At 71.4% G+C, this 15,495-nt stretch carries 13 protein-coding genes; 10 read left to right on the top strand and 3 right to left on the bottom strand.

The annotated features are described in order from the left end of the window. The first annotated feature begins 45 nt into the window (after nucleotides 1-45). The 8 genes from hemL to ACFYU9_RS34725 all read left to right on the top strand — a co-directional run bounded on the left by hemL (nucleotide 46) and on the right by ACFYU9_RS34725 (nucleotide 8,499). On the top strand, nucleotides 46-1,362 hold the full coding sequence (gene hemL / locus ACFYU9_RS34760) for a glutamate-1-semialdehyde 2,1-aminomutase (RefSeq protein ID WP_389215234.1): 1,317 nt from the start codon (nucleotides 46-48) through the stop codon (nucleotides 1,360-1,362). Further along, complete coding sequence (locus tag ACFYU9_RS34755; protein ID WP_389215237.1) at nucleotides 1,359-2,033, top strand: histidine phosphatase family protein; 675 nt, start codon at nucleotides 1,359-1,361, stop codon at nucleotides 2,031-2,033. Before hemL ends, ACFYU9_RS34755 begins: the two co-directional genes overlap by 4 nt. A 299-nt stretch (nucleotides 2,034-2,332) precedes the next feature. Beyond that, nucleotides 2,333-3,586 (top strand): hypothetical protein, encoded by a 1,254-nt coding sequence (locus ACFYU9_RS34750; protein WP_389215240.1) that lies wholly within the window; start codon nucleotides 2,333-2,335, stop codon nucleotides 3,584-3,586. Between the two features lie 135 nt (nucleotides 3,587-3,721). Further along, the gene (locus tag ACFYU9_RS34745) at nucleotides 3,722-4,327 is read left to right on the top strand and encodes a TlpA family protein disulfide reductase (protein WP_389347529.1); all 606 of its coding nucleotides are present in this window, start codon (nucleotides 3,722-3,724) and stop codon (nucleotides 4,325-4,327) included. A gap of 13 nt (nucleotides 4,328-4,340) precedes the next feature. Then, nucleotides 4,341-5,084, top strand: coding sequence for a cytochrome c biogenesis CcdA family protein (locus tag ACFYU9_RS34740; RefSeq protein ID WP_389347527.1), 744 nt, complete (start codon nucleotides 4,341-4,343; stop codon nucleotides 5,082-5,084). Nucleotides 5,085-5,094: 10 nt separating this feature from the next. Then, nucleotides 5,095-6,834: a cytochrome c biogenesis protein ResB gene (locus tag ACFYU9_RS34735; protein ID WP_389215249.1), complete on the top strand. Its 1,740-nt coding sequence runs from the start codon at nucleotides 5,095-5,097 to the stop codon at nucleotides 6,832-6,834. Then, nucleotides 6,831-7,919, top strand: a complete 1,089-nt coding sequence (gene ccsB, locus ACFYU9_RS34730) for a c-type cytochrome biogenesis protein CcsB (RefSeq protein WP_389347524.1) — start codon at nucleotides 6,831-6,833, stop codon at nucleotides 7,917-7,919. The genes ACFYU9_RS34735 and ccsB overlap by 4 nt, the downstream gene beginning before the upstream one ends. A gap of 46 nt (nucleotides 7,920-7,965) precedes the next feature. Next, complete coding sequence (locus ACFYU9_RS34725; RefSeq protein WP_389347521.1) at nucleotides 7,966-8,499, top strand: SRPBCC domain-containing protein; 534 nt, start codon at nucleotides 7,966-7,968, stop codon at nucleotides 8,497-8,499. Nucleotides 8,500-8,546: 47 nt separating this feature from the next. Here ACFYU9_RS34725 and ACFYU9_RS34720 read toward each other — a convergent pair whose 3' ends face one another. Together ACFYU9_RS34720 and ACFYU9_RS34715 are read right to left on the bottom strand one after the other, a co-directional pair. Further along, the gene (locus ACFYU9_RS34720) at nucleotides 8,547-10,100 is read right to left on the bottom strand and encodes an ABC transporter substrate-binding protein (protein ID WP_389215259.1); all 1,554 of its coding nucleotides are present in this window, start codon (nucleotides 10,098-10,100) and stop codon (nucleotides 8,547-8,549) included. A gap of 4 nt (nucleotides 10,101-10,104) precedes the next feature. After that, nucleotides 10,105-12,204, bottom strand: a complete 2,100-nt coding sequence (locus tag ACFYU9_RS34715; protein WP_389347519.1) for a hypothetical protein — start codon at nucleotides 12,202-12,204, stop codon at nucleotides 10,105-10,107. 235 nt (nucleotides 12,205-12,439) lie between these two features. Here ACFYU9_RS34715 and ACFYU9_RS34710 point away from each other — a divergent pair, with 235 nt between their 5' ends. Then, complete coding sequence (locus ACFYU9_RS34710; protein ID WP_389347517.1) at nucleotides 12,440-13,669, top strand: acyltransferase family protein; 1,230 nt, start codon at nucleotides 12,440-12,442, stop codon at nucleotides 13,667-13,669. 106 nt (nucleotides 13,670-13,775) lie between these two features. Next, nucleotides 13,776-14,696, top strand: a complete 921-nt coding sequence (locus ACFYU9_RS34705; protein ID WP_389347515.1) for a DMT family transporter — start codon at nucleotides 13,776-13,778, stop codon at nucleotides 14,694-14,696. On the opposite strand, the gene ACFYU9_RS34700 is transcribed toward ACFYU9_RS34705, so the two are convergent. Beyond that, complete coding sequence (locus tag ACFYU9_RS34700; protein ID WP_389215271.1) at nucleotides 14,608-15,486, bottom strand: LysR family transcriptional regulator; 879 nt, start codon at nucleotides 15,484-15,486, stop codon at nucleotides 14,608-14,610. The genes ACFYU9_RS34705 and ACFYU9_RS34700 overlap by 89 nt on opposite strands. Nucleotides 15,487-15,495 lie beyond the last annotated feature (9 nt).

The following is a 15,495-nucleotide window of genomic DNA, read 5'->3' as shown; positions in this document are numbered from 1 at the left end:
ATCGTCCCTCCGTATCACACGTCGTACTCGCAGGTCAGGATCACAGTGCCGTATTCATACGAAGCTCCAGTCTCACAGACGCTTTTCGACCGCGCCTCGGTTGTGACGCCCGGCGGCGTGAACTCTCCGGTACGAGCCTTCCGGGCCGTGGGCGGAACGCCCCGGTTCATGGTGTCCGGTACCGGCCCGTACCTCACCGACGCCGACGGTCGCGAGTACGTCGACCTGGTCTGCTCGTGGGGGCCGATGATCCTCGGGCACGCGCACCCCGAGGTGACCGCCGCGGTGCAGGCGGCCGTGGCGCGCGGCACCTCCTTCGGCACGCCGGGCGAGGGCGAGGTCGCGCTCGGCGAGGAGATCGTGGCGCGGATCGAGCCGGTCGAGCAGGTGCGCCTGGTGTCCTCCGGCACGGAGGCGACGATGTCGGCGATCCGGCTCGCCCGCGGCTTCACCGGGCGCGCGAAGGTCGTCAAGTTCGCGGGCTGCTACCACGGCCACGTGGACGCGCTGCTCGCCGCCGCCGGCTCCGGCCTGGCCACCTTCGGCCTGCCCGACACGCCGGGCGTGACCGGTGCCCAGGCCGGCGACACGATCGTGCTGCCGTACAACGACCTGGAGGCGGTGCGGGCCGCGTTCGCCGCGCACCCGGGCGAGATCGCCTGTGTGATCACCGAGGCGTCGCCGGGCAACATGGGCGTCGTCCCGCCGCTGCCGGGCTTCAACCAGGGCCTGGCCGACGTGTGCCGGGAGAACGGCGCGCTGTACATCTCCGACGAGGTCATGACCGGTTTCCGCACCTCGCGGGCCGGCTGGTACGGCGTCGACGGCGTCCGTCCCGACCTGATGACCTTCGGCAAGGTCATGGGCGGCGGCTTCCCGGCCGCGGCCTTCGGCGGCCGCGCCGACGTCATGGGCCATCTCGCCCCCGCCGGCCCGGTCTACCAGGCCGGCACGCTCTCCGGTAACCCGGTCGCCACCGCCGCGGGCCTGGCGCAGCTGAAGCTGCTCGACGAGGCCGCCTACGCCACGGTCGACGCGGTGTCGAAGGAGATCCAGGGCCTGGTCACGGACGCGCTGACCAAGGAGGGCGTGGCGCACCGGCTGCAGACCGCGTCCAATATGTTCTCGGTGTTCTTCACCGCGGACGAGGTGCGGAACTACGACGACGCGAAGAAGCAGGAGGCGTTCCGCTTCAACGCCTTCTTCCACTCGATGCTCGCGGACGGCGTCTACCTGCCGCCGTCGGCCTTCGAGTCCTGGTTCGTGTCCACCGCCCATGACGAGCGCGCGATCGAGCGGATCGCCGCCGCCCTGCCCGCGGCCGCCCGTGCCGCCGCCGAGGCCACGGAGGTCCAGGCATGACCGACATCACCGTCGTCCACCTGATGCGCCACGGCGAGGTCCACAACCCCGACGGCGTCCTCTACGGCCGCCGCGCCGGCTACCACCTCTCCGAGCTGGGCCGGCAGATGGCCGACCGGGTCGCCGAGCACCTCGCCGGCCGGGACATCACCCATGTCGTGGCCTCCCCGCTGGAGCGGGCGCAGGAGACGGCGTCGCCGATCGCCAAGACCCACGGCCTCGACCTCGCCACCGACCCGCGGCTGATCGAGGCGGCGAACGTCTTCGAGGGCAAGACCTTCGGCGTCGGCGACGGCGCGCTGCGCAAGCCGGGCAACTGGAAGCACCTGACCAACCCGTTCAAGCCGTCCTGGGGCGAGCCGTACGTCGAGCAGGTCGTGCGCATGATGGGCGCGCTCGACGCGGCGAAGGACGCGGCGCGCGGGCACGAGGCGGTGTGCGTGAGCCACCAGCTGCCGATCTGGATCGTGCGCAGCTTCGTGGAGAAGCGCCGGCTGTGGCACGACCCGCGCCGCCGGCAGTGCACGCTGGCCTCGCTGACCTCGTTCACGTACCAGGGCGACAAGATCGTCTCCGTGGGCTACAGCGAGCCGGCCCTGGACCTGGTGCCGGCGCACCTGCGCGCCGGGGCCAAGCCGGTCAAGGGCAAGGCGAAGGCGTTCGGCGCCTAGAGGGCGTCTTGGGGACCGTCCGGCGGATCGGGGTCGGACAGGCCCTGGTCCGCGCCGGGGACGGCGGGTCCGGGAGGTGACCCGGCCCCACATGGCCACCGGACCGTAACCCCCTGGCCATAGCCTCCGTCGGCCTTCCTGGCTCATCATCAGGGCGACCGGTCGTTCGTGTGTTTCGCACGGACGACCGGTCGCCCTGAAATTTTTGTGCTATTTCCCGGAACCTCCGTGTTCCTCCCGGCATCTCACTGGATGTCGGTTGTTCGAGGGTTGCGGGATGTGGGGATCGGATGCGCGGGATGGGGCAGGTCAGCCGGAGGAAGCTCCTGGGCGCGGGCGTCGGAGCGGCCGCGGCGCTCGGGATCGCCGGGTGCAGCACCAACGGCCCGGACAAGAACGGCCGTTCCGGGTCGGGCAAGGACGGGAACGCGTCGGGCGGCCCGGACGGTTCCGCCACGCCCACGCCTAACGACGGCAAGCCCATCGGTGACGGTTCCACCTCCGACACCGGAAAGCAGCCGAACCAGCCCGACGCCCCCGTGCCGCTGCAGCCCGGCCAGACCCCGCCGCAGTTCGTGGTGTTCTCCTGGGACGGCGCCGGCGAGGTCGGCAACGGCCTCTTCCCGCGCTTCCTGGAGCTGGCCAAGAACCACGACGCGCGGATGACCTTCTTCCTCTCCGGGCTCTATCTGCTGCCCGAGTCGAAGAAGGACCTCTACCGGCCGCCGAACAACCGCGTCGGCGCCTCCGACATCGGCTACCTCACCGACGAGCACGTCAAGGCGACCCTGAAGTACGTCCGGCAGGCGTGGCTGGAGGGCCACGAGATCGGCACCCACTTCAACGGCCACTTCTGCAGCGGCTCCGGCACGGTCGCCCACTGGACCCCGGCCCAGTGGCAGAGCGAGATCGACCAGGCGATCGGCTTCGTGACGAAGTGGAAGACCAACAGCGGCTGGACCGACCTCGACGCGCTGCCCTTCGACTACACCAAGGAGCTCGTCGGCGGCCGCACGCCCTGCCTGCTCGGCCAGGACAACCTGCTGCCGACCGCCAAGCGGCTCGGCTGGCGCTACGACGCCAGCTCGCCCGGCGGCCGCCAGATGTGGCCGGTCAAGCGGAAGGGCATCTGGGACTTCCCGCTGCAGGCCGTGCCCTTCCCCGGCCACTCCTTCGAGGTCCTGTCGATGGACTACAACATGCTCGCCAACCAGTCCAAGAACACGACCAAGGGCATGCCCTCGCGCTACCCGGGCTGGCGCAAGCAGGCGACCGAGGCGTACGTGTCGGGCTTCAAGCGCGCGTACGAGACGAACCGCGCGCCCTTCTTCATCGGCAACCACTTCGAGCAGTGGAACGGCGGCATCTACATGGACGCCGTCGAGGAGGCCCTGAAGCACATGGCCGGCAAGAAGGACGTCCGGCTGGTCTCCTTCAAGCAGTTCACGGACTGGATGGACGTGCAGGATCCGAAGGTCCTCGCGAAGCTGCGTACTCTTGAAGTCGGCCAGTCCCCGGCGGGCGGCTGGAGCACATTCCTGAAGACCGTCTGAAGCCTGCCCGAAGACCGTCCGGGGGCACGTCCGGGATACGTCTGACGGACCGGCTTAGATTTTCTTGACAAGGGGCTTTACGGGCACGTAGGGGGGCGCCCAAGATCCCCGGAACGCCCATGCGAAACTTTTCACATGAGCCTTAGCCGCGCCCCTCGTCGCGCCCTGCTGGCGGTCGGAACCCTGGCCGCCGCGCTCGCGCTGACCGCATGCAGCTCCGACTCCAACGGCAAGTCCGGTGGTGGTGGCGGCACCAACTTCGTGACCAACACGGGTGGCATCTCCACCGTCGCCAAGGGCGAGCGCGCGGCGACCGGCAAGCTCGCCGGGGAGACCCTCGACGGCAAGCAGCTCGACGTCGGCGACCTCAAGGGCAAGGTCGTCGTCCTCAACGTGTGGGGCTCCTGGTGCAGCCCGTGCCGTGCCGAGGCCCCCCACTTCGCGAAGGTCTCCAAGGAGTACAAGGCGAAGGGCGTGGAGTTCGTCGGGATCAACACCCGCGACTTCGACAAGACCAAGCCCGCCGAGTTCGAGGCCGACTACGGGATCACCTATCCCAGCTTCTACGACCCGGCCGGAAAGCTCATTCTCAACGGATTCCCCAAGGGCTCGCTCATTCCGCAGGGCATTCCGTCCACGATCGTGCTCGACAAGGACGGAAAGATCGCGGCGCGCTCCCTCATGGGGCTCGACGAGACCAAGCTCCGTTCCATGATCGACCCGCTTCTCGCCGAGAAGTGACGGGGAACGTGACGTGGATCCCAATCAGACGGTCCTGACCGGCACCCTGCTGCTCGCGCTGCCGATCGCCGCGCTCGGCGGGCTCGTGTCCTTCTTCTCGCCGTGCGTGCTGCCGCTCGTCCCCGGCTACCTGAGCTACGTGACCGGCGTCACCGGCACCGACCTCGGCGAGGCCCGGCGCGGCCGGATGACGGCCGGCGCGACGCTGTTCGTGCTCGGCTTCTCCGCCGTCTTCGTCTCCAGCGGCGCGCTGTTCGGCTACTTCGGCTGGACGCTGCAGGAGCACCGCGAGACCCTGACGACGATCCTCGGCGTGCTCATGATCGCCATGGGCGTGTTCTTCATGGGCCTCATGCCCTGGTTCACCCAGCGCGAGTTCCGCTTCCACAAGAGGCCCGCCACGGGACTCATCGGCGCGCCCGTGCTCGGCGCGCTGTTCGGCATCGGCTGGACGCCGTGCATCGGCCCGACGCTCGCCGCCGTCAACGCGCTCGCCGCGCAGGAGGCCAGCGCCGGCCGCGGCGCGCTGCTGACCGTCGCCTACTGCCTCGGTCTCGGCCTGCCGTTCATCCTGACGGCCGTCGCCTTCCGCAAGGCGCTGGGCGCGTTCGCCTGGGTGAAGAAGCACTACACGTGGGTGATGAGGATCGGCGGCGGCATGATGATCGTGACCGGCGTCCTGCTGCTCACAGGGGCATGGGACACCATGGTCTCCACGATGCAGAGCTGGTCCAGCGGTTTCACGGTGGGGATCTGAGAGTTCCGAGATGAGCAAGACAGAGACGACAGAAGAGCGCGAGCAGCCCGAGGGCGGTCTCGGCGCGGCCGGGGCCCAGCTGTCCACCGCGCCCCAGGAGTCCGCCGAGGACACCGTCATCGGCGGCCCCAGCCTCGGGGTCATCGGCTGGATCCGCTGGTTCTGGCGGCAGCTGACCTCCATGCGGGTCGCGCTGATCCTGCTCTTCCTGCTCTCCCTCGGCGCGATCCCCGGCTCGCTCATCCCGCAGAACAGCGCGGACGAGCTGAAGGTGCGGACCTTCAAGCAGGCCCACGAGACGCTCGCGCCGATCTACGACAAGCTCCAGCTCTTCGACGTCTACAGCTCGGTGTGGTTCTCCGCGATCTACATCCTGCTGTTCGTCTCGCTCATCGGCTGCATCGTGCCCCGCACCTGGCAGTTCGTCGGCCAGCTGCGCGGCCGCCCGCCGGGCGCGCCCAAGCGGCTCACCCGGCTGCCCGCCTACACCACCTGGCGCACCGAGGCCGAGCCCGAGCAGGTCCGCGAGGCCGCGACGCGCATCCTCAAGGGCCGCCGCTTCCGCGCCCACACCGTCGGCGACGCGGTGGCCTCGGAGAAGGGCTATCTGCGCGAGGCCGGCAACCTGATCTTCCACGTCGCGCTCATCGTCATCCTGGTCGCCTTCGCCTGGGGCCGGCTGTACAAGTCCGAGGGCGGCAAGCTGATCGTCGAGGGCGACGGCTTCTCCAACACGCTCACCCAGTACGACGACTTCAAGTCCGGCTCGATGTTCGGCGTCGAGGACCTGCCCCCGTTCAGCTTCAAGCTGGACGAGTTCACCGGTACGTACGAGAAGAGCGGCCCGCAGCGCGGCACGCCGCGCACCTTCGAGGCGGCCGTCACGTACTCCGAGGGCGACGGCCCCGACAAGAAGTCGGTCATCCGGGTCAACGAGCCGCTCATGGTCGACGGCGCGAAGGTCTATCTGATCGCGCACGGCTACGCGCCCGTGATCACCGTCCGGGACGGGCGCGGCAAGGTCGTCATGCACGAGCCCGTGCCCCTGCTGCCGATCGACAACAACGTCACGTCCACCGGCGCCGTCAAGGTGATGGACGGCTACCGCGACAAGAACGGCAAGAAGGAGCAGCTGGGCTTCCAGGCGTTCTTCGTGCCGACCTTCGCCGGTGCCGGCAAGGGCACGATGTTCTCCCAGTTCCCCGGTCTGGGCTTCCCCGTGATGGCGCTCACCGGCTACCACGGCGACCTGCGCGTGAACTCCGGTCTGCCGCAGAACGTGTACCAGCTCGACACGACCAAGATGAAGCAGTTCAAGGTCGCGGGCGGCACCGGCAAGGCGAACCGTCTGCTGCCGGGCGAGACCATGACCCTGCCCGACGGCGCCGGCTCGATCACCTTCGAGAAGGAGATCAAGGAGTGGGCGAGCTTCTCGATCACTCAGCAGCCCGGCAGCGGCCTCGCCCTGACGGGCGCGATCGCCGCGATCAGCGGTCTCGCCGGCTCGCTGTTCATCCAGCGCCGCCGGGTCTGGGTCCGGGCCGTGCGCGGCGCGGACGGCGTCACCGTCGTGGAGATGGCGGGCCTGGGGCGGAGCGAGTCCGCGAGGCTGCCCGAGGAGCTGGCCGAGCTCGCGGCCCTGCTCAACGCCGAGGCGCCGACGGCGCCGGAGGCGGCGGAAACAACCACCGATTTGGCGGAAGAACCCGCCGACACACCTGCCGCAGAGTCCGAAGGGGCTGAGAAGTGATCCTCGCCGCCGCGACCAACGAGAGCCTGGCGCACACGAGTAACTACCTCATCTACTCGTCGATGGCCGTCTACACCCTGGCCTTCCTCGCGCACATCGCCGAGTGGGTGCTGGGCAGCCGCAGCAAGGTCGGCCGCACGGCCGCCGCGCTGACCCGGACCGCCGCCCCGGCCGCCGCCCCGGCCGTGACCGTGCAGGTCAAGACGGCCGGCGAGGGCACGGCCGTGCTCGACAAGCCGAAGGTCGTCACGCGTTCCGCGGCCGGTGCCCGGGACGTCCCGGACGGCCCCGGCGCGGCCGGCGGCACGGAGAAGGGCGACCTGTACGGCCGGATGGCCGTCTCGCTCACCACGCTCGCCTTCCTCGTCGAGGCGGCCGGCGTGATCGCCCGCGCGCTCTCGGTGCAGCGGGCGCCGTGGGGCAACATGTACGAGTTCTCGATCACCTTCTCCACGGTGGCGACCGGCGCGTACCTGGGCTTCCTGGCCGCGAAGAAAAACATCCGCTGGATGGGTCTGCCGCTGGTGACGACCGTCCTGCTCGACCTCGGCGTGGCCACCACCTGGCTCTACACCGACAGCGACCAGCTGGTCCCGGCCCTGCACTCGTACTGGCTGTGGATCCACGTCTCCACGGCGATCTTCTGCGGTGCGGTCTTCTACCTCGGTGCCGTCGCCACCCTGCTCTACCTGTTCCGCGACTCGTACGAGAACAAGCTCGCGACCGGCGGCAACCCGGGCTCCTTCGCCCGCTCCGTCCTGGAGCGGCTGCCGGCCGCCGCGACGCTCGACAAGTTCGCCTACCGGGTCAACGCGGCGGTCTTCCCGCTGTGGACGTTCACGATCATCGCGGGCGCGATCTGGGCCGGCGACGCGTGGGGCCGCTACTGGGGCTGGGACGCCAAGGAGGTCTGGTCCTTCATCACCTGGGTCGCCTACGCCGCGTACCTGCACGCCCGGGCCACGGCCGGCTGGAAGGGCCGCAAGGCCGCGTACATCGCGCTCGTCGCCTTCGCCTGCTTCCTCTTCAACTACTACGGCGTCAACATCTTCGTGGCGAGCAAGCACTCGTACGCGGGCGTCTAGGGCCCGTGAGCTCGCGACCGGAGGGCCCCGGGGCCACGCTGGAGGTATGAGCGAGATATCCCGGGGCAGGAGCGAGACCCACGACATCGACGAGCACCAGCTGCGGTACGTGGTCGACCTCCCGCACCCGATGCCGCTGGTCTGGGCCGCCGTCGCCTCGCCCGAGGGCCTGCCCTCGTGGCTGTGCGCGGCGGACCCGCTGGAGCCCCGGCTCGGCGGGCGCGTCACGCTCCGCTGGCTGAACGGCGACACGGTCGTCTCGGGGCGGGTGACCGCCTGGGACCCCGAGTACGTCGCCGAGTACACGGTCGGCCCGCCGCACGGCCGGATCCGCTTCCATCTGGAACCGGGCCGGCCGGACGCGGCCGGGTCGACCGTGCTGCGTTTCACGGCGGACTTCCACGGGACGCGCGAGGCCAAGCTGGACATGCTGGCGGGCTGGCACGAACACCTGGAGCGGCTGCGGGACGCGCTGGACGGGCGGCCGACGGACTGGCGCGACTGGACGGACGAGCGGTGGCGGCAGCTGCGCGAGGGGTACGAGCGGGACGAGGCGCCCTGGCCGGCGTGGCAGCCCTGAGCCCCGGGTGTCCCACCCCTCGCGCGGCGGCCGTGAGCCCGGGCGTCTCACCCCTTGCGCGGCGGCAGGCAGCTCGTCGCCGGCGGTGCGCCCTCCGGCCAGGCGACGGCCACGAAGCGCTGGGTGCCGTCCTGGGCGAGCTGCACGATCGGGACCGCCTTGTTGTACGGGTTGCCGTAGTTGTCCAGGCAGATCCAGCCGCCCGCGCCCTCGACCCGTAGCGAGCCCTTGACCTGCGGCCACTGCGTGCGGACGTCGGCCAGGTCCGGATAGGCGGCGCCGTCCGGGGTGGCCTGGCGGATGGCGTGGACGGCGGTGGCCATGGCGTCGTACGCGACGATCGCCTGCCCGTCGGCGAGCGCGACCGGCTTGGCGGAGGCGCGGGCGATGTCCGTCACGAAGGTCTGGTACGCGACGGCCGAACCGCCCGTCGCCGGGACCGGCCGGCCGGGCCCGGGGCGCCAGGCGTCGGGGTGGGCGAGGGCGGCGTAGCGGACGGTGAGCCGGTTCTTCAGCGCCCGCCGGTCGAGCTGCTTGTCGGCGCCCAGGTAGGAGCCCTCGTCGCCGGTGAGGATGGTGAAGGAGCGCTCGGCGCAGCCGCGGGCGCCCAGCGCGTTGATGAACTGGCGCAGCTGGGTGTGGCGGCCGGCGAAGAACACGGTCTCGGCGCGGGTGTCGCAGATGAGGTGGGTGATCTGCCGGAAGGTGTTGGCGGTGGTGCCCTCGTCGGTGGGGTCGTCGGGCGAGGTGAAGAGCTGCGGCTCGTACGGCGCGCCCTTGAGGGAGGCGGCGAAGGCCGCCTTGAGGGTGTCGGTGTAGTGGTCGCCGTTGCGGGTGTCCTGGACGAGCAGCGCCTTGCCGGAGTCCACCTTGCCGAAGTGGGCGAGGGCGTGGGCCTCGTCGGTGTTGGTGGGGGAGACCCGGGCGAGGCCGGGGTAGCGGTTGTGGGCCGGGCCGGGGCCGTCGGCGATGTCGTCGGCGGTGATGGTGGTGCCGACGACGGCGATGCCGGCGCCGGTGAGGCCGGCGATGGCCCCGCGGACCGCGTCGGAGGAGGTGGCGACGCCGGTCACCACGCGCAGCCGGTGCGGGGCGCCGGTCATGGCCTTGAGCTGGTCGACGACGGTCTGCCAGTGGGCGTTGTTCTTGCCGGTGTTGGCGAGGACCAGGCGGATCTTGGGGGTCTCGCTGTTGGACTCGTGGTTGGCGCGGTACTGGCGGGCGTAGGCGCCCTGCGTCTCGTGCAGCACCTTGACCCGCATGCCGGGGTCGGTGGAGGTGTAGGGCAGCAGGACGGCGACGGTGGCGTACTCGTCGGGCTTGAGGGTGGCGTTCTCGGCGCCGATGCGCCCGGCGATCTCCGCGAGCTCGGGTATCCCGAAGGCGTAGCCGTCGCCGGCGGTGCCGACGCCCACGCACTCGTCCGAGTCCTGTGGGCGGGCGACGCCGGGCGCGCAGGAGCGGTTCTCGGGGGCGGTCCACTTCCGTACGGCCCAGCCGAGCGGCACGCCGACGACGAGCAGGGCGATCAGCGCGGCGATCAGCTTCTGGCGCGGGGTGTAGAGGAACGTGCGGAGGAAGTTGCTGAGCCGGTCGGCCATGACCTCAGACTCCGTCCTGGTGGTCCCGGCCCGGCGGCAGCGAGGGCCGGCGCCAGGCGTGGATGTCCTTCGGCCAGTGCGTGGCCGCGTCCCACAGCGGGGCGTTGCCCGTCAGATGGCGGCCGGACAGCTGGCGCAGCTCGTGCGCCAGTTTCTCGGTCACCTCCTCGTCGGGCAGCGCGAGCGGATCGGTGAGCAGCCATACGGCGTGCAGCAGGCGCCGTACGGACAGGTGCAGGGCGGTCGCGTCGGCGTCGAGCCCGGCGGGCAGCCAGTCCGGTGTGTCGCGGCCGAGGGTCTGCCGGCCGAGGGCGGCGGCCCGGCGCGGATCGGGGCCGGCGCCGTGTCCGGCGGGGCGCGGTTCGCGCGGGTAGGGCGCGGAGGCGATGAAGCGGAGCCGGCCGAGCCAGCCGAGGACGTCGGGCCCGGGGAAGGTGGTGCGCAGATGGGTCACCGCGTTCTCCACCCGGCCCAGGGCGAGTTCGTGGTGGAGCCGGTAGGGGAGGTTCGCGTCCTGGTCGTAGTGCCGGTGCAGCGTCTCGTGGACGGCGCGCCAGGCCGTGTGGTCCGGGTGGTCGGCGTCGTCGAAGCGCAGCCGGTGCAGCAGCAGGGCGCGGAGCAGCGGGTCGGCGACGAAGTGCTCGGGGCCCTCCGCCCAGTCCTCGGCGCGCAGCAGGTCCCGCACCCGCAGCGCCATGTCGCCGTCGCGGGACTCGGTGTGCAGCAGGGTGCGGGCGAGCCGCCGGGCCGACTCCTCGTCATGGGCGGCGGCGAGCACGGTGAACGGCTCCAGGCGCTGTTGCGGCAGCAGCGCGCCGAGCAGCGCGGGCACGACGGGCACCGGAGCGCTGTCCTCGCGCAGCTCCACGGTCAGGTCGAGCAGGGCGCCCGGGGTGAGGGCGGGCCGTGCGGCGCGCGGGGCCTCGGCGGCGGCCCGGCTGAGCAGCGTGACGCCGAGCGGGCGGCCGCCGGTGAGCCGGTGGACGCCGCGGGCCAGGTCGGCGGGGGTGCGGCCGGACGGGTCGAGCCGGTCGAAGGCGGCCTGTGTCTGGGTGGGCGAGAGCGGGGTGAGCGCGACGGCGAGGATGCCGGAGGTGACGTCGCCGCCGCGCGGGGCGGGTGCCCGGTGCGCGGTCTCGGGCAGCCGGGTGCGGTGGGCGTGCCCCATGCCCTCGTGGTCGTCGACCCGGGAGGTGGCGAGGACGACGACCTTGTCGCGGCGGCCCTCGTGGCGGGCGCGCAGGATCGGTTCGACGAGCCGGCGGCCGAGGTCGCCGTGCGCGTTGTCGAGCAGCAGCACGGGCCGGCCGCGGCGGGTGCCGGCCCGCACCAGGCCCTTGTAGGCGTGGCCGAGGTCCTCGATCAGGGCGCCGACGAGGAAGTCCTCGGCCTCCCGGCGGCGCCGGCCGCCCTGCGCGAAGTCGATGGCGAGCTGCTGGAGTCCGGCCTTGCCGCGGCCGCCGGCGTTGCGGTACGTGCCGTACCAGCCCTCCGACTTCTGCTGGACGTGGCCGAACACCTCCTCCAGGACGGTTTCCACGGTCGCCTCGGCGAGCAGTCCGGCGAGCGGGGCGGCGGTCTCGGCGAAGGTCGCGGCGAGTTTGGTGAGCACCTTGGTGACCCAGTTCGTCGCCGCGCCCTTCGTGGCGTCGACGGTGGAGAGCACCGGCCCGAGCCGCTGCAGGTCGCCCTGTGCCCGTTCCTCCTCCTCGCGCGTCCAGCTGATCGACGCGACGGCCACGAGCCCGAGCGAGAGCCGCGGGAACTCCACCGGCCGCGCCCCGGTCACCTTCGGCGAGAGCTGTACGGCCAGTTCGGCGAGGGCCCCGGTCAGCTCGGTCCAGCCGGGCCCGTGGTCGGCGGGCGGCTCGATGTGGGCGCAGTCGACGAGGGCGAGCGGCGTGGCGCCCTTGTAGGTGTTGCGCAGCTGTTTGAGCAGCGCGGTCTTGCCCATCCCGCGTCCGCCCGTGAACACCACGACCGGCGGGTCGTCCCCGTGCTCGTACCGGACCGCGCCGAGCCGCTCCCCGCCGAGCCCGACCAGCCGCGCGGCGAGCCCGGTGCGATGGAACACCGCCTCGCGGCCGTACAGGACTCTGTCCACCCGACACCCCCCGCATCCCAGCAGACGTGCCCCGTCACATGCTCAAGTCAAGGATATCCGTGGGGAGTTGGGATTGGGCCAGAGTTTGTGTGCATGTCCCTGGCCGGGTTTGCGGGCATGTTCGGCCACGGCGGCGCGAGCTGTCCGGATCCGTATACGGGCATCGGACAGGACTGGACAAGTGTGAACAGGGTGGCCGATGATGTGCGGCCGGTCGAATCTTAAGGAAATAGCCATGCGTCGCGGTTTCGCGCTGCCCTGGTCCCGCGGGACCGTGGCCGAGTTGTTCACCGGCCGCGACAACAGCCTCGGCTTCCTGCGGCTCGGGCTCGCCACGGCCGTCGTGGTCTCCCACGCCCGAATACTCGGGTACGGCGGCAAGGAGCACCTGGTCGGCTTCAGCCACGGCCAGCTGACCCTCGGCACCATCGCCGTCTACGGCTTCTTCGTGCTCTCCGGCATCCTGGTGTCCCGCAGCGGCGCCCGGCTTCCGATCGGCCGTTACTTCTGGCACCGGGTGCTGCGCATCCTGCCCGGCGTATGGGTCTGTCTGCTGGTCACCGCCTTCGTGGTGGCGCCGTTGCTGTACTGGCGCACCTACGGGAACCTGGACGGATTCGACGGCCCCCAGGGCCCGGTGGACTATCTGCGGGCCAACTGGTCGCTCGCCATGCGGCAGTACGACATATCCGGACTTCTCGGCCATCTCCAGTCGACCGGGAAGCTGCACAACGCCGCCTTCGACGGCGCCCTGTGGTCCCTGCGCTACGAGTTCCTCTGCTACGTCGGCGTCGCCGTGCTCGCCGTGACCGGCATCCTCACCCGGGCCCGCCGCGCGGTCATCCTCATCACCGGACTGCTGCTCTGGCTCGTCGCCCGGCAGGCCCTCGCCACCCCGTTCTGGGGCGGCCCCAGCAAGGCCCGCTACTTCGAGGCCATCGACCTGCCGCTGCTCGGCTACGTGACCCCGGCGTACATCGTCTACCTCGGCTTCGCCTTCTGCTGCGGCGTCCTCATCGAGGTCTACCGCGACCGCATCCCGGTCAGCGACTGGCTCGGCGCCGTCTCCGTCGCCGTCCTCGCCGGCAGCCTCCACTACGGATACTTCTTCGTCGCCGGCATCCCCGCCCTCGCCTACACCCTGCTGTGGCTGGCGATCCGGCTCCCGGCCCCGTTCCGCCGCATCGGCGCCCGCCACGACTACTCGTACGGCATCTACATCTACGGCTTCGTCGTCCAGCAGGCCCTGGCCGTCATCGGCTGGACCCGCTGGGGCATGTCCGCCTACCTGGCCATCACCATGGCCATCACCCTGCTGTGCGCGGCGCTCTCCTGGCACCTCGTCGAACGCCCCGCGCTGCGCCTGAAGGACCTGGGCCGCCGCCGCACGCCGGGCTCCGGCAGCCGCACGGTCGCCGGAAAGCCCGCGGCCGAACGACCCGAACCGGTGCCGGCGGGACGCTGACCGCAAGGCGCGGGCCAGGCCTCATCGGTGCTGCCGATGAGGCCATCGGCAGCACCCCCCACCGGCCCGTGGACCGCCTCACGTCCGCCTCCGTAGCGTCGTGGACATGAGAAACGAGACCCGCGGAACCCTCGAACTGACCCTCGCCATGGTGCTGTCCGGCACCCTCGGCATCTTCGTGGTGCAGTCGGGGGCGTCGCCCTTCACGGTCGTGTTCTTCCGCTGCCTCTTCGGCGCCCTCGCCCTCGGGGCCTACTCGCTGGCCCGCGGCTACCTCACCGGGCACGGGTTCACGGCCCGCACGCTCGCGCTCGCCGCGCTCGGCGGGGTGTTCATCGTGTTCAACTGGGTGTTCCTGTTCGAGGCGTACGAGGCCACCTCGATCTCGTTCGCCACCGTCGTCTACCACACGCAGCCGTTCTTCCTGGTGCTGCTCGGCGCGGTCGTGCTGCGGGAGCGGATCGGGGCGGCCAAGGTGGCATGGCTGGGCGTCGCGTTCGCCGGTCTCGTGCTCGTGTCGGGGACCCGGCCCGGGGACACGGCGTCGCTGAAGGGGCTCGGGTTCGCGCTCGCGGCGGCCGTGCTCTACGCGCTCGCGACGATCGTGACGAAGCGGATCGGCGGCGTCCGGCCGCACCTGATCGCCCTCGTGCAGGTGACCGTCGGCATCCCGCTGCTCCTGCCCTTCGCGGACTTCGGGGAGGCGGCGCGGCTCGGGACCGGATGGGGATGGCTCGCGGGCCTCGGGCTCGTCCACACCGGGGTGATGTACGTGCTGATGTACGCGGCGTACGCCAAGCTGCCCACCGCCCGGATCGCGGTGCTCGCCTTCACCTATCCGGCCGTCGCGATGGTCGCCGACTGGGCCGTGTACGGGCACCACATCGGGCTCGTGCAGGCGCTCGGCGTGCCGCTGATCGTGCTCGCGAGCCTGAAGGTCACTCTCGGGCGAGCCGCCGCGCCTGCTCCACGAACAGCCGGACGTGCGCCGGCAGCCGCTTCCCCCGCCGCCACGCGATCTGCGTGAAGAGGGTGAACGGCGGCTCCCAGTCGAGCGCCACCAGCTCCCCGGACGCCAGTTCCCCCGTGACGGTGATCCGGGGCAGCAGCGCGATGCCGAGCCCGGCCGCCACGCCCCGCTTGCTCGCCTCGATCGTCCCGTACTCGGTGAACACCGGCCCGTACGGCTTCAGCTCCGCCTCGAACAGGTCGCGGTAGGCGCAGCCCGGCTCGGTGCCCACCAGGCCCGCCGCCGCCAGATCGGCCGTCGTCAGCCCGGTCCGCCCGGCCAGCGGATGGCGGGGCGCGGCCACCAGGACCAGCGGCTCCGCGCCCAGGACCTCGCTCTCCAGGCCCTCGTGCGCCGTCTCCCGCTCCATCAGGAGCCCCAGGTCGTACGTGCCCTGGCGCAGCGCCTGCCGGGTCGCGTCGCCGAGGGTGGGGCGCAGCGAGAGCCGTACGCCCGGATAGCGGTGGTGGAAGAGCTCCAGGAGCGGCGGCAGCAGATAGGACGTCAGCGACTCCATCGTGCCGACGGTGACCGTCCCGGCCGGCTCGCCGTCCCCGGCCGCGACCGCCGCCCGGGCCTCGCCGGCGAGCGCGATCATCTGCCGGGCGTACGGCAGCAGCCGTTCGCCGGCCTCGGTGAGGCGGATGCGGGAGCCGAGCCGTTCGAACAGCTCGGCGCCGAGGTCGGACTCCAGGGCGCGGATCTGGGCGGTGACGGACGACTGGGCGTAGGCGAGCTCGGCGGCGGCCCGGGTGAAGGAGAGGACCGTGGCGACCTTCTCGAAGGTGACGAGGAGTCTGAGCTCCATGTCAGGACC

Origin of the sequence: Streptomyces sp. NPDC004327 (genome assembly GCF_042873935.1) — a bacterium.
Lineage (GTDB): Bacteria > Actinomycetota > Actinomycetes > Streptomycetales > Streptomycetaceae > Streptomyces.
This window is presented reverse-complemented; position numbering and strand designations above follow the sequence as displayed.

What these genes read in the sequence shown, in the direction of transcription:
- ACFYU9_RS34755 (WP_389215237.1), top strand. Translation starts at nt 1,359, where the DNA reads ATGACCGACATCACCGTCGTCCACCTGATGCGCCACGGCGAGGTCCAC.
- ACFYU9_RS34750 (WP_389215240.1), top strand. Translation starts at nt 2,333, where the DNA reads ATGGGGCAGGTCAGCCGGAGGAAGCTCCTGGGCGCGGGCGTCGGAGCG.
- ACFYU9_RS34745 (WP_389347529.1), top strand. Translation starts at nt 3,722, where the DNA reads ATGAGCCTTAGCCGCGCCCCTCGTCGCGCCCTGCTGGCGGTCGGAACC.
- ACFYU9_RS34735 (WP_389215249.1), top strand. Translation starts at nt 5,095, where the DNA reads ATGAGCAAGACAGAGACGACAGAAGAGCGCGAGCAGCCCGAGGGCGGT.
- ACFYU9_RS34725 (WP_389347521.1), top strand. Translation starts at nt 7,966, where the DNA reads ATGAGCGAGATATCCCGGGGCAGGAGCGAGACCCACGACATCGACGAG.
- ACFYU9_RS34720 (WP_389215259.1), bottom strand. Translation starts at nt 10,100, where the DNA reads ATGGCCGACCGGCTCAGCAACTTCCTCCGCACGTTCCTCTACACCCCG.
- ACFYU9_RS34710 (WP_389347517.1), top strand. Translation starts at nt 12,440, where the DNA reads ATGCGTCGCGGTTTCGCGCTGCCCTGGTCCCGCGGGACCGTGGCCGAG.
- ACFYU9_RS34705 (WP_389347515.1), top strand. Translation starts at nt 13,776, where the DNA reads ATGAGAAACGAGACCCGCGGAACCCTCGAACTGACCCTCGCCATGGTG.
- ACFYU9_RS34700 (WP_389215271.1), bottom strand. Translation starts at nt 15,486, where the DNA reads ATGGAGCTCAGACTCCTCGTCACCTTCGAGAAGGTCGCCACGGTCCTC.